The 20915-nt window shown below is 68.5% G+C and carries 29 protein-coding genes, 2 tRNA genes and 1 other RNA gene; 12 read left to right on the top strand and 20 right to left on the bottom strand.

What is annotated here, in order from left to right; translation table 11 throughout:
* Nucleotides 1-2: 2 nt before the first annotated feature.
* Both VGE03_RS11715 and VGE03_RS11710 read right to left on the bottom strand, forming a co-directional pair.
* Nucleotides 3-815: a hypothetical protein gene (locus tag VGE03_RS11715; RefSeq protein ID WP_331046652.1), complete on the bottom strand. Its 813-nt coding sequence runs from the start codon at nucleotides 813-815 to the stop codon at nucleotides 3-5.
* Entirely contained in the window at nucleotides 788-1180 is a 393-nt protein-coding gene (locus tag VGE03_RS11710) for a hypothetical protein (protein ID WP_331046651.1), read from the bottom strand. The genes VGE03_RS11715 and VGE03_RS11710 overlap by 28 nt, the downstream gene beginning before the upstream one ends.
* 108 nt (nucleotides 1181-1288) lie before the next feature.
* Between VGE03_RS11710 and VGE03_RS11705 the strand changes: the two genes are divergently transcribed.
* Nucleotides 1289-1480, top strand: a complete 192-nt coding sequence (locus VGE03_RS11705; protein WP_331046650.1) for a hypothetical protein — start codon at nucleotides 1289-1291, stop codon at nucleotides 1478-1480.
* Between the two features lie 3 nt (nucleotides 1481-1483).
* Nucleotides 1484-1798, top strand: a complete 315-nt coding sequence (locus VGE03_RS11700) for a hypothetical protein (protein ID WP_331046649.1) — start codon at nucleotides 1484-1486, stop codon at nucleotides 1796-1798.
* Here VGE03_RS11700 and VGE03_RS11695 read toward each other — a convergent pair whose 3' ends face one another.
* From VGE03_RS11695 to VGE03_RS11685, 3 genes are read right to left on the bottom strand one after another with little or no spacing between them, the layout of a single operon-like run.
* Nucleotides 1799-2521: an SIMPL domain-containing protein gene (locus VGE03_RS11695; protein WP_331046648.1), complete on the bottom strand. Its 723-nt coding sequence runs from the start codon at nucleotides 2519-2521 to the stop codon at nucleotides 1799-1801. It abuts the gene before it with no gap.
* Nucleotides 2522-2570: 49 nt separating this feature from the next.
* Complete coding sequence (locus tag VGE03_RS11690) at nucleotides 2571-2807, bottom strand: ribbon-helix-helix domain-containing protein (RefSeq protein WP_331046647.1); 237 nt, start codon at nucleotides 2805-2807, stop codon at nucleotides 2571-2573.
* 18 nt (nucleotides 2808-2825) lie between these two features.
* Nucleotides 2826-3260 carry a YbaY family lipoprotein gene (locus tag VGE03_RS11685; protein ID WP_331046646.1) on the bottom strand — a complete coding sequence of 145 codons (435 nt, stop codon included), beginning with the start codon at nucleotides 3258-3260 and terminating at the stop codon, nucleotides 2826-2828.
* Nucleotides 3261-3380: 120 nt separating this feature from the next.
* Between VGE03_RS11685 and VGE03_RS11680 the strand changes: the two genes are divergently transcribed.
* Together VGE03_RS11680 and VGE03_RS11675 are read left to right on the top strand one after the other, a co-directional pair.
* Complete coding sequence (locus tag VGE03_RS11680) at nucleotides 3381-4136, top strand: Coq4 family protein (RefSeq protein ID WP_331046645.1); 756 nt, start codon at nucleotides 3381-3383, stop codon at nucleotides 4134-4136.
* A 71-nt stretch (nucleotides 4137-4207) separates the two neighbouring features.
* On the top strand, nucleotides 4208-5155 hold the full coding sequence (locus tag VGE03_RS11675) for a DMT family transporter (protein WP_331046644.1): 948 nt from the start codon (nucleotides 4208-4210) through the stop codon (nucleotides 5153-5155).
* Here the strand turns inward: VGE03_RS11675 and VGE03_RS11670 are convergent.
* On the bottom strand, nucleotides 5152-5328 hold the full coding sequence (locus VGE03_RS11670; RefSeq protein WP_331046643.1) for a hypothetical protein: 177 nt from the start codon (nucleotides 5326-5328) through the stop codon (nucleotides 5152-5154). The genes VGE03_RS11675 and VGE03_RS11670 overlap by 4 nt on opposite strands.
* A gap of 1 nt (nucleotide 5329) precedes the next feature.
* Nucleotides 5330-5506, bottom strand: coding sequence for a DUF4169 family protein (locus VGE03_RS11665; RefSeq protein ID WP_331046642.1), 177 nt, complete (start codon nucleotides 5504-5506; stop codon nucleotides 5330-5332).
* A gap of 70 nt (nucleotides 5507-5576) precedes the next feature.
* Between VGE03_RS11665 and VGE03_RS11660 the strand changes: the two genes are divergently transcribed.
* The gene (locus tag VGE03_RS11660) at nucleotides 5577-5810 is read left to right on the top strand and encodes a DUF2171 domain-containing protein (protein WP_331046641.1); all 234 of its coding nucleotides are present in this window, start codon (nucleotides 5577-5579) and stop codon (nucleotides 5808-5810) included.
* A gap of 6 nt (nucleotides 5811-5816) precedes the next feature.
* On the opposite strand, the gene VGE03_RS11655 is transcribed toward VGE03_RS11660, so the two are convergent.
* Nucleotides 5817-6908: an alpha/beta hydrolase gene (locus VGE03_RS11655; RefSeq protein WP_331046640.1), complete on the bottom strand. Its 1092-nt coding sequence runs from the start codon at nucleotides 6906-6908 to the stop codon at nucleotides 5817-5819.
* Nucleotides 6909-7048: 140 nt separating this feature from the next.
* On the opposite strand from VGE03_RS11655, the gene VGE03_RS11650 reads away from it, so the two are divergent.
* Nucleotides 7049-7438 (top strand): YccF domain-containing protein, encoded by a 390-nt coding sequence (locus tag VGE03_RS11650; RefSeq protein WP_331046639.1) that lies wholly within the window; start codon nucleotides 7049-7051, stop codon nucleotides 7436-7438.
* Between the two features lie 230 nt (nucleotides 7439-7668).
* Here VGE03_RS11650 and VGE03_RS11645 read toward each other — a convergent pair whose 3' ends face one another.
* Nucleotides 7669-8199 (bottom strand): hypothetical protein, encoded by a 531-nt coding sequence (locus VGE03_RS11645; protein WP_331046638.1) that lies wholly within the window; start codon nucleotides 8197-8199, stop codon nucleotides 7669-7671.
* Between the two features lie 6 nt (nucleotides 8200-8205).
* The gene (gene fumC / locus VGE03_RS11640) at nucleotides 8206-9594 is read right to left on the bottom strand and encodes a class II fumarate hydratase (RefSeq protein WP_331046637.1); all 1389 of its coding nucleotides are present in this window, start codon (nucleotides 9592-9594) and stop codon (nucleotides 8206-8208) included.
* An 84-nt stretch (nucleotides 9595-9678) separates the two neighbouring features.
* Here fumC and VGE03_RS11635 point away from each other — a divergent pair, with 84 nt between their 5' ends.
* Nucleotides 9679-10047: a RusA family crossover junction endodeoxyribonuclease gene (locus VGE03_RS11635; protein ID WP_331046636.1), complete on the top strand. Its 369-nt coding sequence runs from the start codon at nucleotides 9679-9681 to the stop codon at nucleotides 10045-10047.
* A gap of 209 nt (nucleotides 10048-10256) precedes the next feature.
* Here VGE03_RS11635 and VGE03_RS11630 read toward each other — a convergent pair whose 3' ends face one another.
* The 5 genes from VGE03_RS11630 to miaA form a co-directional block, all read right to left on the bottom strand.
* On the bottom strand, nucleotides 10257-11009 hold the full coding sequence (locus VGE03_RS11630; RefSeq protein WP_331046635.1) for a C13 family peptidase: 753 nt from the start codon (nucleotides 11007-11009) through the stop codon (nucleotides 10257-10259).
* A 60-nt stretch (nucleotides 11010-11069) separates the two neighbouring features.
* Entirely contained in the window at nucleotides 11070-11564 is a 495-nt protein-coding gene (locus VGE03_RS11625; RefSeq protein ID WP_331046634.1) for an SspB family protein, read from the bottom strand.
* Between the two features lie 124 nt (nucleotides 11565-11688).
* Nucleotides 11689-12052: a transfer-messenger RNA gene (gene ssrA, locus VGE03_RS11620) on the bottom strand.
* Between the two features lie 17 nt (nucleotides 12053-12069).
* On the bottom strand, nucleotides 12070-13167 hold the full coding sequence (locus VGE03_RS11615) for an energy transducer TonB (protein WP_331046633.1): 1098 nt from the start codon (nucleotides 13165-13167) through the stop codon (nucleotides 12070-12072).
* Nucleotides 13168-13235: 68 nt separating this feature from the next.
* Nucleotides 13236-14105: a tRNA (adenosine(37)-N6)-dimethylallyltransferase MiaA gene (gene miaA, locus VGE03_RS11610; RefSeq protein ID WP_331046632.1), complete on the bottom strand. Its 870-nt coding sequence runs from the start codon at nucleotides 14103-14105 to the stop codon at nucleotides 13236-13238.
* Between the two features lie 85 nt (nucleotides 14106-14190).
* Here miaA and VGE03_RS11605 point away from each other — a divergent pair, with 85 nt between their 5' ends.
* Both VGE03_RS11605 and VGE03_RS11600 read left to right on the top strand, forming a co-directional pair.
* Entirely contained in the window at nucleotides 14191-15261 is a 1071-nt protein-coding gene (locus tag VGE03_RS11605) for an Mrp/NBP35 family ATP-binding protein (RefSeq protein WP_331046631.1), read from the top strand.
* An 86-nt stretch (nucleotides 15262-15347) separates the two neighbouring features.
* On the top strand, nucleotides 15348-16445 hold the full coding sequence (locus tag VGE03_RS11600; protein ID WP_331046630.1) for an NADH:flavin oxidoreductase: 1098 nt from the start codon (nucleotides 15348-15350) through the stop codon (nucleotides 16443-16445).
* 112 nt (nucleotides 16446-16557) lie between these two features.
* On the opposite strand, the gene VGE03_RS11595 is transcribed toward VGE03_RS11600, so the two are convergent.
* From VGE03_RS11595 to VGE03_RS11580, 4 genes are all read right to left on the bottom strand, one after another.
* Nucleotides 16558-17085, bottom strand: a complete 528-nt coding sequence (locus VGE03_RS11595; protein WP_331046629.1) for a dihydrofolate reductase — start codon at nucleotides 17083-17085, stop codon at nucleotides 16558-16560.
* Entirely contained in the window at nucleotides 17085-17393 is a 309-nt protein-coding gene (locus VGE03_RS11590) for a phosphoribosyl-ATP pyrophosphohydrolase (protein WP_331046628.1), read from the bottom strand. Before VGE03_RS11590 ends, VGE03_RS11595 begins: the two co-directional genes overlap by 1 nt.
* A complete protein-coding gene (locus VGE03_RS11585; RefSeq protein ID WP_331046627.1) occupies nucleotides 17393-18250 on the bottom strand; it encodes a thymidylate synthase in 858 nt (285 codons plus the stop codon). Before VGE03_RS11585 ends, VGE03_RS11590 begins: the two co-directional genes overlap by 1 nt.
* 109 nt (nucleotides 18251-18359) lie before the next feature.
* Nucleotides 18360-18902 carry a DUF924 family protein gene (locus VGE03_RS11580; protein WP_331046626.1) on the bottom strand — a complete coding sequence of 181 codons (543 nt, stop codon included), beginning with the start codon at nucleotides 18900-18902 and terminating at the stop codon, nucleotides 18360-18362.
* A gap of 56 nt (nucleotides 18903-18958) precedes the next feature.
* Here VGE03_RS11580 and VGE03_RS11575 point away from each other — a divergent pair, with 56 nt between their 5' ends.
* Nucleotides 18959-19432, top strand: coding sequence for a hypothetical protein (locus tag VGE03_RS11575; protein ID WP_331046625.1), 474 nt, complete (start codon nucleotides 18959-18961; stop codon nucleotides 19430-19432).
* Between the two features lie 4 nt (nucleotides 19433-19436).
* Entirely contained in the window at nucleotides 19437-20438 is a 1002-nt protein-coding gene (gene ilvC / locus VGE03_RS11570; RefSeq protein WP_331046624.1) for a ketol-acid reductoisomerase, read from the top strand.
* A 70-nt stretch (nucleotides 20439-20508) separates the two neighbouring features.
* Here ilvC and VGE03_RS11565 read toward each other — a convergent pair.
* Nucleotides 20509-20585: transfer RNA gene (locus tag VGE03_RS11565), tRNA-Pro, on the bottom strand.
* 218 nt (nucleotides 20586-20803) lie between these two features.
* Between VGE03_RS11565 and VGE03_RS11560 the strand changes: the two genes are divergently transcribed.
* Nucleotides 20804-20877: transfer RNA gene (locus VGE03_RS11560), tRNA-Gln, on the top strand.
* Nucleotides 20878-20915: the final 38 nt, after the last annotated feature.

Genomic DNA, 20915 nt, shown 5'->3' with positions numbered 1-20915 from the left:
CTTCAGCAAAGGTCGGTGGAACGGGCGGCGGCGAGCGCGGCGGTCCGGAGCCGCGGGTTGCTGTGCAACCGGGTACGCATCTGGGCGGGGGAGGTGATGCGGCTGAGGTAGCGCATGTCGCCGGGGGTCACCGCGGAGTCCGGAATGGCGTCGAGAATGGTCGACCAGTGCCATCCGTCGTCGCTCCCCTTGCTGCAGGTCTCCAGCTCATCGATCGCCGACACGTCGGCCGCCAGCAGGGCGTCGACGTCGACCGTTCCACCGGCCGCGCCCCTGACGGCGGCCGCCTGGGCCGCGGCGCCTTCCGGGCTTTCGACCTTGAGGGCCGTAACCAGCGCCTCGTTGGCGGAAATATTGAGCGCGGCGTTGCCGGTGGCGAAGAACTGGGCGAGCCCGCCTCCGGCGCCCACGCCGTCATTGGTGTTGGCGTTGCCGTTGAAGCGCGCGCCGAGGCTGGCGAAGACCGAATAGGCGTCGCGGTTGGTGCGGCCGTCCCGTGTGATCTCCGAGCGGTACATGGCCTGCGAGACGGGAACGCTGCCGGTCTGGCACTGACCCTGTCCATTGTCCGCGCACATCGCCAGGTCGCTGTCGCGTCCGTTGAGGACGAGCGGCATCCACACCGCTTCCTCGCGCTCGTAACCCAGCACGATCGACGGCGCCGCGCCGTTGGTGGAGGCCGTCTCGACGTTCAGGCCGATGGTGGTGCTGGTGCCGAAGACCAGCACGTCGTTGTGGGCGCAGGCGCCCGTCAGGGCGACGGCGCCGAGGGCGGCGGTGAGGCGGATCACTGATCCACGGCGTTGACGGCGCATGCCTGACGTCCTTCCAGCGATTGAATGAGGGTGCGCGCCTCGGCCATCTGGGCCTCGGAGCGCACAATGACCGCGATGCGGCAGTCCAGCGGCACGGCCACCCGCTCGGCCCGTCGGTAGCCCAGACCGGCGCTGCCGGGGCCGCCGGTCCGTGACGCCGGTTCCAGCCAGGCGCCGAGGGTCTCGACATCCGAGACCCGCCCGCCCTCGGCGGCGGCTCCCGGCTTCAGCCGCACGTAGCCGAGGTAGTGGCCGTCGACCCCGGCCGCGCCGGGCGCGATGACGCAACCGCCCAGCGGAACGGCGGTCGCGGACAGGGCCAGAATGGCCCGTGCGTTGCGCGCGAAAAGGTTGTGATCGGCCATAATTCCCCCATTCGGGGTGTTACACATAACGGCGGTCTCCACAAGAAAGGAACCGTGACGGTCGGCTCCCGTTCTGTCGCCCGGACAGGAAGCAAGAGGAGGTCCCTGATGGCGGAGAACAGCAGCAGCGGCGGCGGCAACACCGGTCTGGCGTTTATCGTCGGCGGTCTGGTCGTCGTGGTGGCGGTGATCGCCTTCATCTTCTTCAGCGGCGGCATCCCCGGCACGCAGAAGAAGGAAGTGAATGTCGACGTCGACCTGCCGGAGGTTTCTGCCCCGGCCGCGCCGACGGGAGGCTGAGCCATGACGGATCCGGAACGCCCGCCGCCCGAGCGGCCCGAGGTGGTGCATCACACCACGATCAACAATCCACCGCCCCGTAGCGGAGGCGGCGGTTTTCTGGGCGTCCTGATCGGCGGTCTGGTCGTGGTGGTGATCATCATCGCCGTCGTCCTGCTGATGCGTGGCGGGACCATCGACACGCCGAAGACGACGGACGTCGACATTGACGTGGACCTGCCCCGGCCGACCCTGCCGGAGGCGCCGAAGATGCCGGACATCCCGACGCCGCCGCCGGTCGAGCCGCCTTCGCCCAATCCGGAGCCGGCGGCGAACTGATCAGCGCAGTTGGTAGGTGACCGTGGCGACGACCCGGACCCGCTTGTTCAACGAGCTGGGCTCCGGGTCGATGTCCTCACGGGCCAGGATTTCGAACGACCCCTGGGTCGCCTGCCTGATCGGACCCAGCGGAGCACCGGAATCCTTGGCGAACTGCTCGGCCCCGGTCCGGGCGGAGGCCGTGGCCTCGGCGATCATCGACGGCCGGACGTCGTTCAGCCGGGTGAAGACATAGTTGGGCGAGGCGAAGTCCAGTTGGACGCCTTCGCGGACCAGACCGTTCAGGGCTCTTTCGGTCTGCGCGACGCGCTGCACGTCGCGGGTGCGGACCACCACATTCTGGCTCAGGATGTAGCGGACGACATTGTCCGACGAGCCGTATTCGCGCGCCCGGGTGTCGGTGACCTGAAGCCGGCCGATAGTGATCTGGTCGTCCGGATAGCCCTGACGTCGCAGGAACTCGCGGACGAGGCCAAGGTCGCGGTCGATCTGCGCCTGGGCGGTCGGCAGGTCGTCGTTGGCGGCCTTGAAGCTGAGGTTCAGGACCGCGAGGTCGGCGACGACGTCGCGCTCGGCCACGCCCCGCACGGTGACCTGCCGGTTACCCACCTGCGCATTGACCACGCCCGAGCCGATGAAGGCGCCGGCGCCGATCAGGCCGGCGGCGATCAGACCGCCGAAGACGACGGCGGGAAGCAGGGATTTGTCGAGTTGAAAGGCCACGGCCGCGCTCCGGAAGAAGACCCGGACGATGCGCTCGCCATGGCTGAAGTCAATCCGACGAACCCTGATTTGCGAAAGAACGATCGCCCCCGGCCCAGGCCAGGGCCAGCAGGCGGCAGGCCGACGCGAGCGGCGTCCGGCCGCGGGTCTCGTCGATCCGCTTCATCAGCCCGGCGTGCGACAGGCCCAGCGCTTCACCGACCTGATCCAGCACGGCCCAGAACTGGGGTTCGAGGGCGACGGAGGTGGCGTGGCCGGACAGGGAGACGGAGCGCTTCTTCAGCATTCGTCCTCAGTAGGCGGCTCAGCGCACGGCGACCAGCACGATGTCCGCGGAGGCGGGGGCCCCGTGGGTCAGAACGGCGTGGCGCGTGTCGGTGGTGAACCGCAGCGCGCCGCCCGGATCGCGGATTTCGGCGCGGACCGCATAGGTGTGGCGCGGGTCGATCTGGCTGCTCGGGAAGCCGAGGGTGACATGATAGGGGGGCGCGCCGCCGTCCAGCGTCTCGGTGTGTTCGGCCAGCACCCGGGCGGGGGCGTCGGCGAGGCTGACGTCCTCGACGCGGACCTTCAGCACATGGCCGGGCGTCAGCAGGATGCGCTCGCGATAGGTGGCGGTGACATTCACCACGGTCATGCCGTGCCCCATCGTCGGCGGCCCGCCGGGCTCGGGCGAGGGGGAGGGCGCGCAGGCCGCGAGGGCCAACGGCAGCAGGGTCAGCAGGATGGCGTGGCGCATGGGGCTCCTCCGATCAGCGCCAGCCTAACGCATGAGGGAGCCGGTGGCTGCGGCCTTATCGTCGTTCACCTCCCTCGGGGATCGCGCTATGGTGGCTGTGTCTTCCAGGGGATGGCCTCCATGACCGCCGCCGTCGACTTCGATGAGTTCGAGCGTCTGAAACCCCAGCGGCTCGAGCCGTTGACGGCCCTGCGGGCCTTCCGCCGGCTGATCCGAAACAAGGAAGACACGGCCCAGGTGTTCGAGATCATGCGCGCCCTGTCGGGCCGCTCGCTCGGGCGCGGCTATAACCGGATGCTCAAGACCGTCGAGGGCGGGCGTCAGGCCTTCCTGCGCGAGGAGCTGGCGCATCAGCTGGATGATCCGGCCTGGCTGGCGCGATTCGAGCCGGGCACGGTCGGCGCCGCCTATCGCGACTTCCGCGAGAGCCGGGATTTCACCGCCGAGGGATTGGCCGATGAGGCCCGCAAGGTCGCGCCGATGGCTGACGCGCCGCACCCCATCATCTGGTACTCGCGCCGTATTCGGGACATCCACGACGTCTGGCATGTGCTGACCGGCTATGAGACCGACGCCCTGGGCGAGGCCTGCGTCGTCGCCTTCTCCTATGCCCAGACCCGCAACCTCGGCTTCGCCTTCATCGGCTGGGGCGCGGCGCGGGAGATCCAGCGTGAGAACCGCTCCATCCCCGCCCGCAAGGCGGTGCTGCAGGCCTGGCGCAACGGCCGCGCGGCGCGCTGGCTGCCGGGGCTGGACTACGAAGCCCTGTTCGCCCGCCCGCTGGACGAGGCCCGGACGCGGCTGAACATCCGTCCGGCGACCGCCTATCACGCCGTCCCGGTCGATGCGCGGCAGGCGCTGAAGCTGCGCGCCTGACCCCGGCCCGACCGGCACAAGCGCGCCTTATGCCGGATCAGCGATAACCCGGCTTGTGCCCGGACCCCGGCGTGGTTCATCTGCGGACCATGACGACCCCGACCGAAGCGCCTGTCGCGCGCCCGCGCCTGTCCCGCACGACCCTGCTTGGGATCGTCGGCGTGATCATCTGCGCGATGATCTGGGGCACGACCTGGTACGCGATCACCCTCCAGCTCGGCGCGGTTCCGAACATCGCCTCCATCGTCTGGCGGTTCGGTCTGGCCTCGGCAGTGCTCTTCCTGGGCTGTCTGGTGTTCCGGCAGAACCTGAAGCTGACGAAGGCCCAGCATCTGGCGGCGCTGGGGCAGGGGGCTTTCGCCTTCTCGGTCAGCTACAGCTTCACCTACGCCGCCGAGGAGCATGTGGCCTCGGCCATCGTGGCGGTGACCTTCGCCTCCCTGACCTTCATCAATCTGGTCCTGTTTCGTCTGGTCGCGCGGCAGAAGGCGGCGGCAGCCTCCTGGGGCGGGGCCCTGCTGGGCATCGCCGGGGTCGCGGTCCTTTCGGGCGGGGAGGTGCTGGGCGCAGGCTTCGACCATCGCGCCGCCGTCGGCGTGGGGCTGGCCCTGATCGCCACCACGGCGTCGGCGTTCGGCAATTTCTTCGCCTGGAAGGGCCAGCAGCACGGCTCGCAGGCCATTCCCTCGACCGCCTGGGCCATGGCCTACGGCACGGGGCTGCTGGCGATCTACGGTCTGGCCGCCGGGGTGGAGTTCAGCATCGCGCCCACGCCGGCCTACATCGGCTCGCTGCTGTATCTGTCGCTTTTCGGCTCGGTCATCGCCTTCGGCCTGTACTTCACCATCGCCCGGACCATCGGTTACGCCATGGCCAGCTACATCTCAGCCCTGACGCCGCCGATCGCCATGCTGGTCTCGGTGTTGTTCGAGGGCGCGCGCTTCGGCTGGCCGGCGCTGGTCGGCCTGTTGCTGGTGCTGTCGGGGCAGGGGCTGCTGATCCGCGCGCCGAAGGCCTAGCGCCGGAACCAGCCGGCCTTCTTCTGGCGGCGATCCGCCTCGACGAGGGGCGCGACCTGTTCCGGTGTTTTCGCCTCGGCCAGTTTCTCGCGGCGGATCTTCTCGGCGGCCGCCCGACGCATGGCGATCAGGGCGATCAGGCCGGCCCGGGTCTTCGGGGCATAGCCGCCCATCTCAATCCTCCAGCTTCGACCCATCCAGAAGCTGCTCGGCGCGGGTGCGTTCCCTGGCGGCCTTGGTCTTGTCCGCCTTGGTGCGCCCATGCGCGGCGCGATTGGCGGAGGCGGTCGCCTTCGCCTCGGCCTTGGCCCGATCCTTCCGGAACCGGTTCAGGTTCACGACCTCGCCCATGACGACCTCCGTGATGCAACCCGGTGCGGACCGGGCGGTTTCCCAGACCCCACAGTCTGAGGAGAGTCCCATGGTAGACGCCAGCCAAATCCGTGAACACCTCGAAGTCGTCGGCTCGGACGGCGAGCATGTCGGGCGTGTCGACCACGTCCACGGCGACCAGATCGAACTGGCCAAGCTCGATCTCACCGGCGGCTTCAAGCACCACATGATCCCGGTCAGCTGGGTCGATCATGTCGACGAGCACGTGCACCTGAACCTGACGAAGGACGAGGCCAAGGCGCGCTGGACCGAGAAGCACTGAGGCCGGTCAGGTCTCGTCGGGTTCGACGGCCGGCGGCAGTTCGACGGGCTTCTCGCCGAGCTCCTCGATCAGCCGCCAGCTGCGCGCCCGGTCCAGGAACTCGCGGTTCGGAATGTCGTCCAGCGGCGTGTCCGACATGACCGCGCCCATGTCCATCTCCATGGCCTCGCTGCGGACGTAGTAGCCGTGGTGCGCCCACCGGTCCGCCCCGCGCGCCACCCGCCGGCAGTCGACCAGCACCACCTTCTTCGGCAGCAGGTCGACCAGCCGGGGGCCGTCCGATCCCAGCCGGTCGGGATTGGCCTTGGTCTTGTCTGAGATCAGCAGGGCGCGGTCGGTGGGGTTGTAATAGACAGTCACCTGCCGCCCGATGCGCGGCAGAAGGCGCAGCTTGGTATCGTGCTCGAAGGTGTCGTCGTCCTCATCCGGCGCCGCCAGCATGATCTGGTCGAACAGCCGGACCAGGCTATCCCGTTCCTTGGCGATCAGCGCCTGGACGCCGTTCCTCAGGACGTAGTTGCCCATGCTGTGCGCCAGCAGGTGGATGCGGCGCTGGCAGTATTCGTCCTCGGGCATCTCCTTGATGAAGTCCCGCAGCTTGAGGAACGCCCTCGCCACGGCCGGGCCTGAGGCGCGCGCGTCCTCCCGGTCGCTGTAGTAGGACATCAGCGGCACCGCGGCGCCGTCCGACGGCCAGCTGAACACCACCACATTGACCTGACGATCCGGGCCGTCGTCCCCGTCGTTGATGACCAGGCTCTGGCCCAGCAGGGCGCCCGCCTCGAGCGCGCCCATGAACGAGACGTTGAAGCCGTGGATGAAGACCAGGGTGTCGGTCTTTCGCGTCCGGGCCATCGCCTCGTGCAGGGCCTTCATGAACATGCCGCCGCCCGTCCTGGCGATGTCCGTCTCACCCTTCACGTCGGGGTAGACGTGCACCTCCTGCACCTTCGGCCGGACGGGGTCGGACTGGAAGTCCGCATAGCCGAACCGCAGGGCCGCCACGCCGTCCGGATTGAACGCCTTTCCGAACACCTGGACCTTGTTGCCCTCCAGGTGGTTGCGGTTGGTCGCGAAGAACACACGAACTTTCGCCATCGGTTCCTCCATGACCCCTGATCTTCAATCGGGGATTGTGGAACCCGTATTCGCATACCCTCGGTTTATCAATGGGCGGCTTACGGCGAATTCATGCGGGCGCAGGTGGTGCGCCGGCGGGCAGGGGCTATGTTGAGGGCATGATCCGTCTGATCCTCAACCTGCTCTGGTTCTTCTTCGGCGGCTGGCTTTCGGGCCTGCTTTGGCTGCTGGGCGGCGCCTTGCTGGCGCTGACCGTCGTCGGCCTGCCGTGGACCTTCGCGGCCTGGCGCATCGCCAGCTACAGCTTCTGGCCGTTCGGTCGCGAGATCGTCTGGCAGGACCAGCCCAACCCGGTGGTCGGCGGACTGGGCGTCGTTCTGAACGTGATCTGGTTCCTGGTCGCCGGTTGGTACATCGCCCTGACGCACCTGATCATCGCGGTCGGCGAGTTCATCTCGATCATCGGCATCCCCTTCGCCCTGAAGGATCTGGAGCTGGCCAAGCTGGCGCTGGCGCCGGTCGGCCGCACCATCCGCGAGAAGCGCTGACCGTCAGAACGCCGTGACCAGACGGTCGGGGTCGCGACGGATGTCGTCCTCGCGAGCGGTCAAAGAACCGACAGGGCGACCGAGGCGTCGCCTTTCGACGGCGCCGGGCTCGGACAGCATCAGCAGATGGGGGCGTCCCTCAAGCTCCACGGGCAGGCTTACGCGCGTGACCGTTGCGGCCGCCGGCATTTCAAACAAGGGCGCGACCAGAGCGGTCAGGCGCGGGCCTGTCAGCGCGCCAGCCGCATCGCCGTCGACAGCTTGCGGTGCCAGGCTTCGGCGCGGACGGCCTGCTTGCGGAACGCCTCGTTCAGGGGGCTGATCCCGTGGCGGCCGCCGTCGAAGAACAGGACCTCGAACACCTGCGCCCCGATGGTGAGCCTCAGGCCGAGGGCGCGGATGCGTTCGGGCACGTCGGCGACGCCCTGTTCGGCGACCGGGGCGGCCGTGACCGGGTCGCCGTCCGGCTCGGCGCGGATCAGGACCACGCCGTCGCGCACGCCCTCGACGGCCAGAAGGTCGGAAACCGGGAAGGTCTGCCAGTCGTCGGTCTTGCCGACGATGATCCTGTCGCCGTCAGCGGACAGGCCGACAAAGCTGCCGTCCTCGCGCGAGACGAACAGGTCGGCGGCGCCGTGCCGTTCCCGGACCCGCGCCTTGATCGCCTCGGCGCGATCGCGCCGCCCCTTCTCCCGGTTCATCGAACGGACGGTCAGCCAGCCGATGGCGAGGATGACCGAGAAAAGGAGGGCGCCGAGCATTCCGGCTTACGACGGCGAGATCATCAGTTCGGGACGGACGTACTGATCGAACTCCTCGTTCGTCAGATAGCCGCCGCCAACGGCTTCCTCGCGCAGGGTGGTGCCGTTCTTGTGCGCGGTCTTGGCGATCTTGGCGCAGGCGTCATAGCCCAGCTTGCCGTTCAGGGCGGTGACCAGCATCAGCGAGTTCTCGAGGCCCCGCTTGATGTTGTCCTCGCGCGGCTCGATGCCGACGACGCAGTTGTCGGTGAAGCTGATGGCCGCGTCGGCGACCAGACGGACCGACTGCAGGAAGTTGTAGGCCATCACAGGGTTGAAGACGTTCAGCTCGAAATGGCCCTGCGAGCCGGCGAAGGTCAGGGCGGCGTGGTTGCCGAAGACCTGGGCGCAGACCTGCGTCAGGGCCTCGCACTGGGTCGGGTTGACCTTGCCCGGCATGATCGAGGAGCCCGGCTCGTTCTCCGGCAGCGACAGTTCGCCGAGGCCCGAACGCGGGCCCGAGCCCAGGAAGCGGATGTCGTTGGCGATCTTGAACAGCGAGGCGGCGACCGTATTGATGGCGCCGTGCGAGAACACCATGGCGTCGTGGGCGGCCAGGGCTTCGAACTTGTTGGGGGCGGTGGTGAAGGGCAGGCCGGTGATGCCGGCGATCTGCTCGGCGACCTTCTCGGCGAAGCCGACGGGGGCGTTCAGGCCGGTGCCGACGGCGGTGCCGCCCTGGGCCAGCTCCATCAGCTTGGGCAGGGTCTGCTCGATGCGCTCGATGCCGTTGGCGACCTGCTGGGCGTAGCCGCCGAACTCCTGGCCCAGCGTCAGCGGGGTGGCGTCCTGGGTGTGGGTGCGGCCGATCTTGATGATGCCCTGCCAGGCGTCCGACTTGGCCTTCAGCGCGGCGTGAAGGTGCTTCAGGGCCGGGATCAGGTCGCGGACGACCTGTTCGGCGCAGGCCACGTGCATCGCCGTCGGATAGGTGTCGTTCGACGACTGGCTCATGTTGACGTGGTCGTTCGGGTGGACCGGCTTCTTGGTCCCCATCTCGCCGCCCAGCATCTCGATGGCGCGGTTCGAGATCACCTCGTTGGCGTTCATGTTCGACTGGGTGCCCGACCCCGTCTGCCACACGACCAGCGGGAAGTGGTCGTTCAGCTTGCCCTCGATCACTTCATTGGCGGCGGCGATGATGGCGTCGGCCAGCTTGGCGTCCAGCTTGCCCAGATCGCGGTTGGTCTCGGCGGCGGCGCGCTTGACGATGCCCAGGGCGCGGACGACCGGCAGGGGCTGCTTCTCCCAGCCGATCTTGAAGTTGCCCAGCGAGCGCTGCGCCTGTGCCCCCCAGTAACGGTCCGAGGCGACCTCGATGGGGCCGAAGGTGTCGGTTTCGATACGGTGGGTCATGGCAGACTTTCAGGCGTGGCGGGAAGATGCGCGGCGGTGTAGCACGGGGACGCGGGCGGGCAAGGCTCGTGGCGGAAACCGTGAATGACCCCCGGCTCGATCGGCACAGGTTGGATAGGAACGGGCAAGGTGCGCGCCCGCGAGAGCGGCGAGGTGGTGGAGATCACCATCGAGGGGCTGACCACCCAGGCCAAATACTACAAGCCGCTGGTCTATGAGTTCATGCGCAAGGAGTGGTCCTCGCGTCCGGCGTGGGGCGACTACGTCGTCGAGATCGTCATGGAGCACGTCGGCGATCCGCCGTGGATGGACCTCGACAACCTGGCCAAGGCCCTGCTCGACGCCATCAAGGGCTACCTCTTCCACGACGACAGCCAGGTCGCCCGCCTGCTGGTCGAGCGGCGCGAGGGCGAGCGCGAGCGGATCACGATCCGGGTGTTTCCGCGCCGCTAGGGCGCGAGCCCGGGCCTTCAGACCTACCCAAGGGTCGAATTGTGCACTCGGAAAAAATGGAGTGCACATCGTGCACTTTTTCGCGTGAGGCGGGGTGTGCGGGCAGCAGCTCAACTGGTGATGTCAAAGACCGGAGCACAGTCTGACATGCCGATGCGGCAGATTTGGTCGTGGGCCCGCGAGGTCCCTCTTTCATCCCGAAAGGGGCCTCAGGACGCGGTCTGGAACCGCAGCGTGGGCAGGCGCATCTGCATGTTGGCGCCGACGAACAGCTGGGGCTCGGAGGGGCGCTCGATGCCGGCCTCGGCTTCCTTGCGGCTGACGCAGGCCCGGGCCTCGGCCGCGAGGGCGAGGAAGTCCGCCGCCGTCGGCAGGCTTTCCAGAATGCAGCCGTCGAACCACGGATAGCGCTCGTCCGCCCCGCAGCCGAACGAGGTGCGGTCGCGCCGCGCGGCGGTCAGGACCATCCGGTTCGGCCCCTGCAGGGCGTTCAGGAAGATGCCGGAATAGCAGGCCGAGACGATCACCACGGTGGGGCGCTCGCCACAGCTGTTGCGCACCAGATTGGCCATGATGTCGGGCGTCATCCGGGCGGCGTCGCCGAAGACCATGCCGTCCGGCGCGCCATGGGAGGTGAAGTAGATCAGGCAGCCGCGGGTGGCGCTCGCCGCCTTGGCGCGCACGCCGGACAGGACGTCGTCGGGGCTGTCGGTCTCGAGGCTGAAGTCGATCATGTCCGCGCGGCTGAAGCCGGCGCGCTGGAAGCCCTGAACCAGATCGCGGCGGGCGTTGTCGAAGGCCTGGATCGGATGTCCGCGTCCGTCGCGCCAGTCCGCCTGTATGATGGCGGCGGTCCAGCCGTCGAAGCGGCTTGGGGTGGGGGCGGGCGCGCGTGTCTGCGCCGTGGCCGGACCGGCCAGCGCCATCAGTCCCGTCAGCAGGAAGATCAGACCCCGAAGCATGCGCAACCCCCGCAGTTCCAGTCCGCGGACGTTAGCCCATCAGGCGGGGAGGGGAAGGGGCTACTTCTTCCGGAACTGGTCGAGCGACACGACCTTGGGCGCGTCGTCACCGCCCAGCGGCGGGACCGGGGTCTCGTCCGCCTCGGCGGCGGCGACCTCGGCGGCGATCTCCTCGACCGTCGCGGGCGGTTCGAACTGCAGCAGGAACTGCACCGACGGATCGTAGAAGCGGGTCACGGCGGTGAAGGGCATGGCCAGAACCTTGGGCATGCCGCCGAACTTGAGCATCACCGAGAAGCGGGTCGGTTCGACCTTCAGGTCCCAGTACTGGTGCTGCAGCACCACGGTCATTTCGTCCGGGTACTTGGCCAGGACGTCCGGCGGGACGCTGACGCCCGGCGCGCGGGTCTTGAAGGTGATGTAGAAATGGTGCGCGCCCGGAATGCCGTCCGGTCCCGCGGCCCGGTCCAGCGCAGCCTTGATCACCCCGCGCAGGGCGTCCTGCGCCAGCTGCTCGTAGTGCATGTCGTCCACGGGGGGCGTTTCTTCAGCCATCGGGTCGGGGTCTCGCTGTCCAGCGGCGGTGATACCTCCCGACGGGCGAGTGCGGAAGACGCCAAAGAAGGTTAGCGGCGGGATTCTATCCCCAGCCGGCCGGTCGTCTTCGTCATGGGAGGAAAGTGGGAGGCTTCTGTTGCCAGGCGCCTCCCGGGCCCCGCCTGAGGATCTGAACCCCCAGGAGTTAGATTGGAATTACCGGAACCGCATTACGCGGCGACAGCGTATTCCCCAGCGAAGTTATCGTTCGCAGTTAGAAAATGACCCGATACGGTGGGTCAGGACGAGCGAAAGCAATCCTCTTTACACGTCCGTCGATGCTAGTCGGCCCCATGCTCACTCCGCCGATAACGCGGGGAGAAATGGTGGAGCCGCCGGGAATCGCACCCGGGTCCGGTCCGCTTATTACAGGCACGTTTATCGCCATAGTCCGGCCGAAACCGGACCATTCCAATATAGGGCGAAACGCCTGCGAATTGAAGGGCTCGCGCGGCGGCCTCCGTCAGAGGGCGGGCGGGAAGGTGATCGGCATGCCGTCCTCGACCGGGCGGCCGAACACATCGCGGGCGATGGTGAAGCGCGCGTCCTTGCGGATCAGGCGGCAGGCGGCGACGTCCAGCGCGTCCGACCCGGAGCTGCGGGTGACCTCACAGCGGACGGCGCGGCCGTTGGGCCCGGCGGTGACGAAGACGCGCAGGCCGGTGTCGAGGTCATGCCCGTCCGCGATCAGCTGATCGGCGATGGCGGCGAGACTCTGGTGCTCGATGTTGGCGCCGCTCGTCGACTCCAGCGGCAGGAGCGCCCGGGGCGTATCGTCCTGCAGGACGAAGAGCAGGCCGATCCGGCGACGGCTGGGGTGCAGGAAGCTGAAGTTGTAGCCGCCCGCCTCGGCCGCGGCGCAGGCGCGCCGGTCGAAATCGGCGTCGCCGGACGAGGCGGAGACTTCGCAGAAGACGCTGGTCCCGGTCTTGGCGGGATGGACGGTGACCCCGGCCCAGGGCGCGCCGGAGGCCTCGGGCGCGTCGGGGCCGCCGCGCAGACGGTCGAGTCCGCTCACCGAGGCGCGCGGACCGGGGACGGGTGGCCATGACGGGCGCTCGACGGGAACGACGACCGGCGGCGCGCCCGAGCCGATCTGCACCAGCGGCGACCGGGGGCGGGACGAGGTGTTGTAGTCGACGGTGATCTGGACCACGTCGCCGACCGGGGCGCCGTCGACGTCGATCGCCGGACGGAAGCGGGCCCGCTCGCGGATGCGGTCGCACAGGCCGGTCGGCCAGCGGGCGTCGCCGTTCGACCAGGTTACGCGACAGCCGCCCACGCGGCCGCCGGGCGTGATCTCCAGCCGCAGGCTGGCGGTGGAATAGCCCTGGCCGCCGTACAGCACCTGGGTCTGGATCTCCGGATCCTCGAGCGTGAACCAGTCGCGCACGCTGTCCCCGGCCGAGGCGCGGCGCAGGCGGGCGGGGTCGGGCTCCTCGTCGTTGCCCCATTGCTCGATATGGACGACGGGATAGGTCGGCCTCCGTTCGCGCGCGGTCTGCGCGGCGGCGGGCAGGGCGAGGCCGAGGGCCAGGGCCGTCAGTGCAAGGCGATACATGGAACTTCCCCCGGGTCGCCTGCACTCTGGCCGCGTTCGGTGAAGCTGAAAAGGCGGAGCGGGCGTCGTCAGACCCTGCGCCACCCCGGGGTCTGGTTGCGGAACCAGGTCAGCTGGCGCTTGGCGTAGTTGCGGGTGGCCTGACGGGTGGCGTCGATGGCCTGATCCAGCGTCGTCGCGCCCGCCAGATGGGCGGCGAACTCGCGCACGCCGACGGCCTTCATCGCGGGCAGGTCGGGGGACAGGTCGCGGGCCATGAGGGCGCGGACTTCATCCAGCGCCCCCTGTTCGACCATCAGCCCGACGCGCAGGTCGCAGTTGGCGTAGAGCCGCTCGCGGTCCGGCTCGACGACCAGACCGGTCCAGGACCCAGGCGCCAGCAGGGGCGTGGTGTCGGCGGTCCAGTCGCTGAGGGCGCGACCGGTGTGCTCGGCGACGGCCATGGCGCGGGTCAGGCGCTGGCGGTCGCCCTGTTCGATGCGGGCGGCGGCGGCGGGGTCCAGCGCGGCGAGACGACGCCGGAACAGGGGCTCGCCCTCGTCGTCGAAGGCGGCGGCGACGGCGTCCCGCACCTGATCCGGGACTTCCGGAATATCGGCCAAGCCCCTTGCAAGGGCTGTGAAATACAGGCCGGTGCCGCCGACCAGGAGCGCGGGCCGACCGGCGTCGACCAGTTCGGCCAGAACCGGCAGGACCTCGCGGGTCCAGCGGCCCACCGACCAGGCCTCGGCGGCGTCCGCGACGCCGTAGAGGCGGTGCTCGGCCTCGGCCTCGTCAGCTTGAGACGGCCGGGCGCTGAGCACGCGCAGGTCGGCGTACAGTTGCTGGCTGTCGGCGTTGAGGATCACCGCCCCGGTGGACGCGGCCATGTCCATCGCCAGCCGCGACTTGCCCGAGGCGGTGGGGCCGGCGATGAGGGTGATCTTGGGGTCGGACAATTCGAGGCTCGCGGGGCGGGGCATCCGGCGATAGAACGCAGGCCCCGCAGCCGCAACCCGCTGCCCGGATACTGGAAGACCCGCCGTGCCTGATCGCGCCACCGTCATCGCCGCCCTCGACGCCGTCACCGATCCCCGGACCGGGCAGGGGCTGGTCGCCGCCGGACTGGCGCAGGGGCTGACCGTGACCGAGGACCGCGCGGGCTTCGTCATCGAGGTTCCGGCGGGCGAGACGGCGCTCTACGCCCCCGTCCGCGACGCCGCCGAGGCCGCGCTGAAGGCCTTGCCGGGCATGACCCGCGTCTCCGTCATCCTGACCGCCGAGACCGCCCCCGCCGCCAAGCCGCGCCGTACCGCCTCCCTGTCGCCGCAGGCGGTGGACCAGACCCGGCCCAGGGCGCCCGTCGCCACCGACCGCCCCGCCCATGTGCGCAAGGTGCTGGCCGTGGCCTCGGGCAAGGGCGGGGTGGGCAAGTCCACGGTGGCGGTGAACCTGGCGGCGGCGCTGGCCGCGCGGGGGCTGTCGGTCGGGGTGCTGGACGCGGACGTCTATGGCCCGTCGCTGCCGACCATGCTCGGCGTCTCGGGCAAGCCGGACTATGTGGACGGGATGATCCAGCCCCATGTCGTTCAGGGGCTGAAGGCCATGTCGGTGGGGCTGCTGACCAAGGCCGAGGACGCCATGGTCTGGCGCGGGCCGATGGCCTCGCAGGCCCTGACCCAGATGCTGACCCAGACCCGCTGGGGCACGGAGGCGGCGCCGCTGGACGTGCTGGTGGTGGACCTGCCGCCGGGCACCGGCGACGTGCAACTGACCCTGATCCAGAAGACGCCGCTGGACGGGGCGGTGATCGTCTCGACCCCGCAGGAGGTGGCGCTGGCCGACGCCCGCCGGGGCCACGCCCTGTTCGCCAAGGTCGGCGTGCCGACCCTCGGCCTGATCGAGAACATGACCGGCCCGATCTTCGGCAAGGGCGGGGCGGAGGCTGAAGCCGCGCGTCTGGGCGTCAGCTACTTGGGCGACATCCCGCTGGACGCCGCCGTGCGCGAGGGCGGGGATGCGGGCGCGCCGGTGGTGCTCGCCGATCCGCGGGGCGCGATCGCGGGCCGGTTCGCCGGGTTCGCCAAGGCGGTCGCGGACGCGCTGGGTCTCTGACCGGCGCAGAAAAAGCGCTCAACAGGGTTTTCAAACGCAACGCGAATGGCCACCTTGCCGGTTCCAGTCCTCTCCGAGAGCCGCCAATGTCCGTCGACGCCCTGTTCCGCCCCTTCACCATCAAGGGGCTGACCCTTCCGAACCGTATCGTCATGGCGCCGATGACGCGGTCCTTCTCGCCCAACGGCATCCCGTCTGACGGCGTGCCCGGCTACTACCGCCGTCGCGCGGAAGGCGGCGTCGGCCTGATCGTCACCGAGGGCACGGTGGTCGAGCGTCCCGCCGCCCGCAATGACGCCGCCGTCCCGGTCTTCCACGGCGAGGCCCTGCCGGAATGGCGCAAGGTGGTGGACGAGGTCCACGCCGCCGGCGGCCTGATCGCGCCGCAGATCTGGCACGTGGGCTCGGCCCGCGGCCAGGGCGCCGAGTGGCAGCCGCTGGGCAAGGTCGACAGCCCCTCGGGCCTGGTCGCGCCGGGCAAGCAGAAATACGAGCCGATGACCGACGAGGACGTCGCCGACACCCTGGCCGCCTTCGGCCGCTCGGCGAAGGCGGCGAAGGCGCTGGGCTTTGACGCCGTCGAGATTCACGGCGCCCACGGCTATCTGATCGACCAGTTCTTCTGGGGCGGCACCAACGGCCGCGAGGACCGCTGGGGCGGCTCGACCATCGGCGAGCGCGCGCGCTTCGGCGCCGAGGTGGTCAAGGCCGTGCGCGAGGGCGTGGGCGAGGACATGCCCCTGATCCTGCGCCTGTCGCAGTGGAAGCAGCAGGACTACACCGCCCGCATCGCCGAGACGCCCGAAGGGCTGACCGAGTGGCTGACCCCGCTGGCCGACGCCGGCGTCGACGTCTTCCACTGCTCGCAGCGCCGGTTCTGGGAGCCGGAGTTCGAGGGCTCGGACCTGAATTTCGCCGGCTGGACCAAGAAGCTGACCGGCCTGCCCACCATCACCGTCGGCTCGGTCGGGCTGGACGGCGAGTTCATCGCGGCCTTCGGCGGCGCGGGCTCCAAGCCGGCCTCGCTGGACGGGCTGATTGAACGGCTGGAACGCGAGGAGTTCGATCTGGTCGCCGTCGGCCGCGCCCTGCTGGCCGATCCCCACTGGGTCGCCAAGGTCCGCGAGGGGCGTCATGATGAGCTGCAGGACTTCGAACGTTCGGCCCTGATGACGCTGTCGTAGGGATTAGGGGTTAGGGACTAGGGATTAGGGATTGGCAGGGCGAGCATGGCGCTGACGCAGAAGCGACCCACAGTCCACCTAATCCCTAATCCCTAATCCCCAGTCCCTTCATTCAGCGCCGCTCGAAGACCTTGAAGACGAAGGCGTGGTCGTCCTTCTCGCCGGCCGGATGCGCCTCGGCCGAGACCTCCGTCCAACAGACCGGATCAAAAGCCGGGAAATGCACGTCGCCGTCGGGCGCGGCGTCCACCTCGGTGATGTAGAGCCGCTTCGCGCGCGGCAGGACCGCCTCGAACAGGGCCGCGCCGCCGATCACGCAGACCTCCTCCACGCCGTCTTCTTCCGCCTGTTCGCGCGCGATCTCGATCGCCTCGTCCAGATTGGTGACGACCAGTGCGCCCTTGGCCTCGCCGTCCTCGCCATAGCCCTCGTCCCGGGTGACCACGACGTTCAGACGGCCCGGCAGCGGCTTCAGCGGCAGGCTCTCCCAGGTCTTGCGACCCATGATGCAGGGCTTGCCGATGGTGATCGCCTTGAACCGCTGCAGATCGCTGCGCAGCCGCCAGGGCAGGTCGCCGTCGCGGCCGATCACGCCGTTGGCGCCGCGCGCAACGACGAGGACGAGAGAGGGCAGGGCCATCAGCGGGGCTCCAGCCAATGCAGCCATTTGCGCTGCATGGCCTGTTCGATGTCGATGTCGGCGGCCCGGCAATAGATCAGCAGCATGCCCAGCACGTCGGCCGCCTCGTCGCCCAGCTTGGCGTGATCCGCCGCGCCGCGCGCCCGGCCGGTGGTGCGCAGGTGCTCGGCGACCAGTTCGCCCAGCTCCTCCTGCACCTTCAGCAGGGCCCAGTCGCCGGACGCGGCCTTGTCGCGGTCGATGCCGTGCTCGCGGGCGTAGATGTCGGAGATTTGCAGGACGGAGTCCTGCAGGCCTTTCAGGTCCATCAGACCGCGACCGGCGCCTTGATGTGCGGCCAGGGCTGGTAGCCGTCCAGGACGAAGTCCTCCAGCCGGTAGGCGAACAGGTCGTCCTTCGGCGTGATGGTCATGGTCGGCAGGGGCAGGGGCTCGCGGGTCAGTTGCAGTTCGGCCTGTTCGATGTGGTTCAAATACAGGTGGGCGTCGCCGAAGGTGTGCACGAACTCGCCGGGCTCCAGCCCGACCACCTGCGCCATCATGATGGTCAGCAGGGCGTAGCTGGCGATGTTGAACGGCACGCCCAGGAAGACGTCGGCGCTGCGCTGGTACAGCTGGCAGCTCAGCTTTCCGTCGGCGACGAAGAACTGGAACAGGCAGTGGCAGGGCGGCAGGGCCATGTCGTCCACGTCGGCCGGGTTCCACGCCGAGACGATGTGGCGGCGGCCGTTGGGGTTGGTCTTGAGGCCGTGAACCAGCTTCTCGATCTGGTCGATGACGCGGCCGTCCGGCGCGGCCCACGACCGCCATTGCTTGCCGTAGACCGGGCCCAGTTCGCCCTCGGCATTGGCCCATTCGTCCCAGATGCTGACGCCGTTTTCCTTCAGCCAGCCGATGTTGGTCTCGCCGCGCAGGAACCACAGCAGCTCGACGATGATGGAGCGCAGGTGCAGCTTCTTGGTGGTCAGGACCGGGAAGCCCTTGGACAGGTCGAACCGCATCTGGCGGCCGAACACGCCCAAGGTGCCGGTGCCGGTGCGGTCATCGCGACGCGCGCCGTTCTGGAGAATGTCGCGCAGCAGGTTGAGGTACTGCCACTCGGGGTGGTCAGCGGGAACGGCCCCGGTCTTGGCCTGCAGGTCCTGGAAATCGAAGGCGGCGCTCATGGGGACACAGTGTCGCCGATTCGCCGCGAAGGGCAGACCATCGATTCGGTTGCTCACAGGAACGTGGTTCTCCTCCCCGTCGCGGTTCGCGATGGGGAGGAGGGGGAAGTCACCCCCCGAACCCGCCCCCGTCCAGGAACGCCTGCTCCTCCGCCGTCGTCTCCCGGCCCAGGCACGCGTTCCGATGCGGGAAGCGGCCGAACCTGACGATGATGTCGCGATGGATGTGGCCCCATTTGATCAGGTCCGCGTCGTCGCCGATCAGGGCCAGATAGCGGTCTTGGTCCTCCAGCCGCTCCGAATGCTCGAATGGCAGCAGCAGGAAGTTCCGCAGGTCCGCGTCGAAGGCCTGATGATGGCCGCGCGCGACCGCCCGTTCGGCGAAATGGCGGGCCAGCGGGTCGGTGGCGAACTGGTGCGCCGTGCCGCGGAAACAGTTGCGCGGGAACTGGTCCAGAAGAATCAGCAGAGCCAGCGAGCCCTCCGCCGTCTCGGCCCAGTGATCCAGCTCGCGCCGCGCCGCCATCATGTGGCCGTGCAGGAACCGCTGGCGGAAGACGTCATCGAAGGCGTCGTCCTTGGCGAACCACTTGCCGGGCCCGGCCTCTTTCCAGAAAGTGACGACGTCAGCGGGGGTCAGGTCAGTGCTCATGCCGCATTATCTGGCACCATGAACAGGGCCTCAAGCGGCTCAAAAAGGGCGTAGCTATGACGGTGCGGGTCAGTATCGGTGGGCTTCCGGAAGAGCCCCGGAATGTTCTCTTCGACGAGTGGCAGTTTGGCAAAGCCACCCGGCCAGCCGCGCAACTCCATTCGTTCCAGCTTCTGGTCGAGCGCGGCGAATTCGTCGCTTGGGTTGAACCAATTTACGAAGAGATGATCCGGGAGTTTCGGGAGGACGACAAGGTCGGCGGCTTCACACCGGAGTACGAAGGTCAGGTCGGCTATCCGTCGTTGATGCAGCTATTTGACCTTCCTCGGGATAGTCGGATGAGCCTGTTGCGCTATCTGCGCTTCGACATTCTCGGCCGGTATCTCGGGGCGCCGTATCCACACGCTTACTGGATGGGAATGAGCATCGACGATATTTCAATCGATGACGATTGGCTGCGTGTTGATGGCAAAGTGTGCCGCGCCCCAGGGACCAGTCTCTGGGAGCGGTTTTTGAGCTCATTTAGGTGATCCAGTGACCCCGCTTCCCGCCTACCACGACGCCGATTGCGACCTGTCCATCATCCGCGGCAAGCGCGTGGCCGTGATCGGCTACGGCAGCCAGGGGCGGACCCATGCGCTGAACCTGCGCGACTCGGGCGTGACCGACATCGTCATCGGGCTGAAGGCGGGCTCGGCGACACGGGCGAAGGCCCAGGCCGACGGATTCACCGTCCAGACGGCGGGCGAGGCGACGGCGGGGGCCGATGTGGTCGCCGTCATGGTCTCGGACGAGGCGCACCGCGACCTGTGGCGCGATGAGCTGGAGCCCAACATCCGTCCGGGCGCGGCCCTGATCTTCGCCCACGGCCTGTCGGTGCGGTTCGAACTGGTCAAGCCGCGCGCGGACCTGGATGTGATTCTGGCCTCGCCCAAGGGAATCGGGCCGCGCATCCGCGACCTGTACGAGGCCGGGGAGGGGGTTTTCTGTCTGTTTGGGGTGCAACAGAACGCCACGGGCGGCGCCCATGCGCTGGGCCTGTCCTATGCGGCGGCGCTGGGTTGCGGCCGCAAGGGCATTCTCGAGACCACGATGAAGGACGAGTGCGAAAGCGACCTGTTCGGCGAGCAGGTGGTCCTGTGCGGCGGGGTGGCCGAACTGGTCGACGGCGCCTTCATGAAGCTGGTCAACGCCGGCTATCCGCCCGAGGTGGCGTGGTTCGAGTGCTTCTACGAGCTGAAGCTGGTCACAGACCTGATGTTCGAGAAGGGAATCGCCGGGGCCTTCGGCCGAATCTCCAACACGGCCGAGTACGGCGCCTACCTGACCGGGCCGCGCATCATCGGCGACGCCTCGAAGGCGGCCATGGACGAGGTGCTGGGCGAGGTTCGCTCGGGCGCCTTCGTGCAGAAGCTCATGACGGACTACGACGCCGGCTCCCCGGAACTGCTGGCCCGCCGCAAGGCCCTGGGCGAGCGCACGATCGAAAGCGTGGGCGCGCATCTGGCGGCGGTGGCGTCAAAAGCGGGAGGCTGAAACGAAAAGAGCCTCCCGAGGGAGGCTCTTTCGCTTGCTTCCGAGGGTCTCGGGAACCCCTTGGAAAGAATGGTCGGAGTGAGAGGATTCGAACCTCCGACCCCTGCGTCCCGAACGCAGTGCTCTACCAGGCTGAGCCACACTCCGACTTGAGGAGGGGGCTTATAGCGACGCGTTTTTGCCCCCGCAAGCGCAGAAAACGCCTTCCGGCAAATAGTTTTCGGGTCGCCGATCGCCGACCGCCGATCCCTGGAATTCCTTCCGGAACCCCGATGCAATTCCCCGCGAAAACCCTCTTGCGTCCCGCTTCGGCTCGGCGTATCTGACCGCCTCCTCGCCGCAGGGCGGGGCGACGCCGGACCTGCTGGGGAATGGTGTAATGGTAACACTCCGGTTTTTGGTACCGTCATTCTAGGTTCGAGTCCTAGTTCCCCAGCCATCCGTTTCTGATCCCGATCAGGCAGGTTCACAGGCCGC

The organism is Brevundimonas sp. (genome assembly GCF_036400995.1).
Classification (GTDB): Bacteria; Pseudomonadota; Alphaproteobacteria; order Caulobacterales; family Caulobacteraceae; genus Brevundimonas.
This window is presented reverse-complemented; position numbering and strand designations above follow the sequence as displayed.

Bases quoted from the DNA above. Each gene is read 5' to 3' on its own strand.
- VGE03_RS11715 (WP_331046652.1), bottom strand. From the start codon at position 815: ATGCGCCGTCAACGCCGTGGATCAGTGATCCGCCTCACCGCCGCCCTC.
- VGE03_RS11710 (WP_331046651.1), bottom strand. From the start codon at position 1,180: ATGGCCGATCACAACCTTTTCGCGCGCAACGCACGGGCCATTCTGGCC.
- VGE03_RS11705 (WP_331046650.1), top strand. From the start codon at position 1,289: ATGGCGGAGAACAGCAGCAGCGGCGGCGGCAACACCGGTCTGGCGTTT.
- VGE03_RS11700 (WP_331046649.1), top strand. From the start codon at position 1,484: ATGACGGATCCGGAACGCCCGCCGCCCGAGCGGCCCGAGGTGGTGCAT.
- VGE03_RS11690 (WP_331046647.1), bottom strand. From the start codon at position 2,807: ATGCTGAAGAAGCGCTCCGTCTCCCTGTCCGGCCACGCCACCTCCGTC.
- VGE03_RS11685 (WP_331046646.1), bottom strand. From the start codon at position 3,260: ATGCGCCACGCCATCCTGCTGACCCTGCTGCCGTTGGCCCTCGCGGCC.
- VGE03_RS11680 (WP_331046645.1), top strand. From the start codon at position 3,381: ATGACCGCCGCCGTCGACTTCGATGAGTTCGAGCGTCTGAAACCCCAG.
- VGE03_RS11670 (WP_331046643.1), bottom strand. From the start codon at position 5,328: ATGGGCGGCTATGCCCCGAAGACCCGGGCCGGCCTGATCGCCCTGATC.
- VGE03_RS11665 (WP_331046642.1), bottom strand. From the start codon at position 5,506: ATGGGCGAGGTCGTGAACCTGAACCGGTTCCGGAAGGATCGGGCCAAG.
- VGE03_RS11660 (WP_331046641.1), top strand. From the start codon at position 5,577: ATGGTAGACGCCAGCCAAATCCGTGAACACCTCGAAGTCGTCGGCTCG.
- VGE03_RS11655 (WP_331046640.1), bottom strand. From the start codon at position 6,908: ATGGCGAAAGTTCGTGTGTTCTTCGCGACCAACCGCAACCACCTGGAG.
- VGE03_RS11650 (WP_331046639.1), top strand. From the start codon at position 7,049: ATGATCCGTCTGATCCTCAACCTGCTCTGGTTCTTCTTCGGCGGCTGG.
- VGE03_RS11645 (WP_331046638.1), bottom strand. From the start codon at position 8,199: ATGCTCGGCGCCCTCCTTTTCTCGGTCATCCTCGCCATCGGCTGGCTG.
- fumC (WP_331046637.1), bottom strand. From the start codon at position 9,594: ATGACCCACCGTATCGAAACCGACACCTTCGGCCCCATCGAGGTCGCC.
- VGE03_RS11635 (WP_331046636.1), top strand. From the start codon at position 9,679: ATGACCCCCGGCTCGATCGGCACAGGTTGGATAGGAACGGGCAAGGTG.
- VGE03_RS11630 (WP_331046635.1), bottom strand. From the start codon at position 11,009: ATGCTTCGGGGTCTGATCTTCCTGCTGACGGGACTGATGGCGCTGGCC.
- VGE03_RS11625 (WP_331046634.1), bottom strand. From the start codon at position 11,564: ATGGCTGAAGAAACGCCCCCCGTGGACGACATGCACTACGAGCAGCTG.
- VGE03_RS11615 (WP_331046633.1), bottom strand. From the start codon at position 13,167: ATGTATCGCCTTGCACTGACGGCCCTGGCCCTCGGCCTCGCCCTGCCC.
- VGE03_RS11600 (WP_331046630.1), top strand. From the start codon at position 15,348: ATGTCCGTCGACGCCCTGTTCCGCCCCTTCACCATCAAGGGGCTGACC.
- VGE03_RS11595 (WP_331046629.1), bottom strand. From the start codon at position 17,085: ATGGCCCTGCCCTCTCTCGTCCTCGTCGTTGCGCGCGGCGCCAACGGC.
- VGE03_RS11590 (WP_331046628.1), bottom strand. From the start codon at position 17,393: ATGGACCTGAAAGGCCTGCAGGACTCCGTCCTGCAAATCTCCGACATC.
- VGE03_RS11585 (WP_331046627.1), bottom strand. From the start codon at position 18,250: ATGAGCGCCGCCTTCGATTTCCAGGACCTGCAGGCCAAGACCGGGGCC.
- VGE03_RS11580 (WP_331046626.1), bottom strand. From the start codon at position 18,902: ATGAGCACTGACCTGACCCCCGCTGACGTCGTCACTTTCTGGAAAGAG.
- VGE03_RS11575 (WP_331046625.1), top strand. From the start codon at position 18,959: ATGACGGTGCGGGTCAGTATCGGTGGGCTTCCGGAAGAGCCCCGGAAT.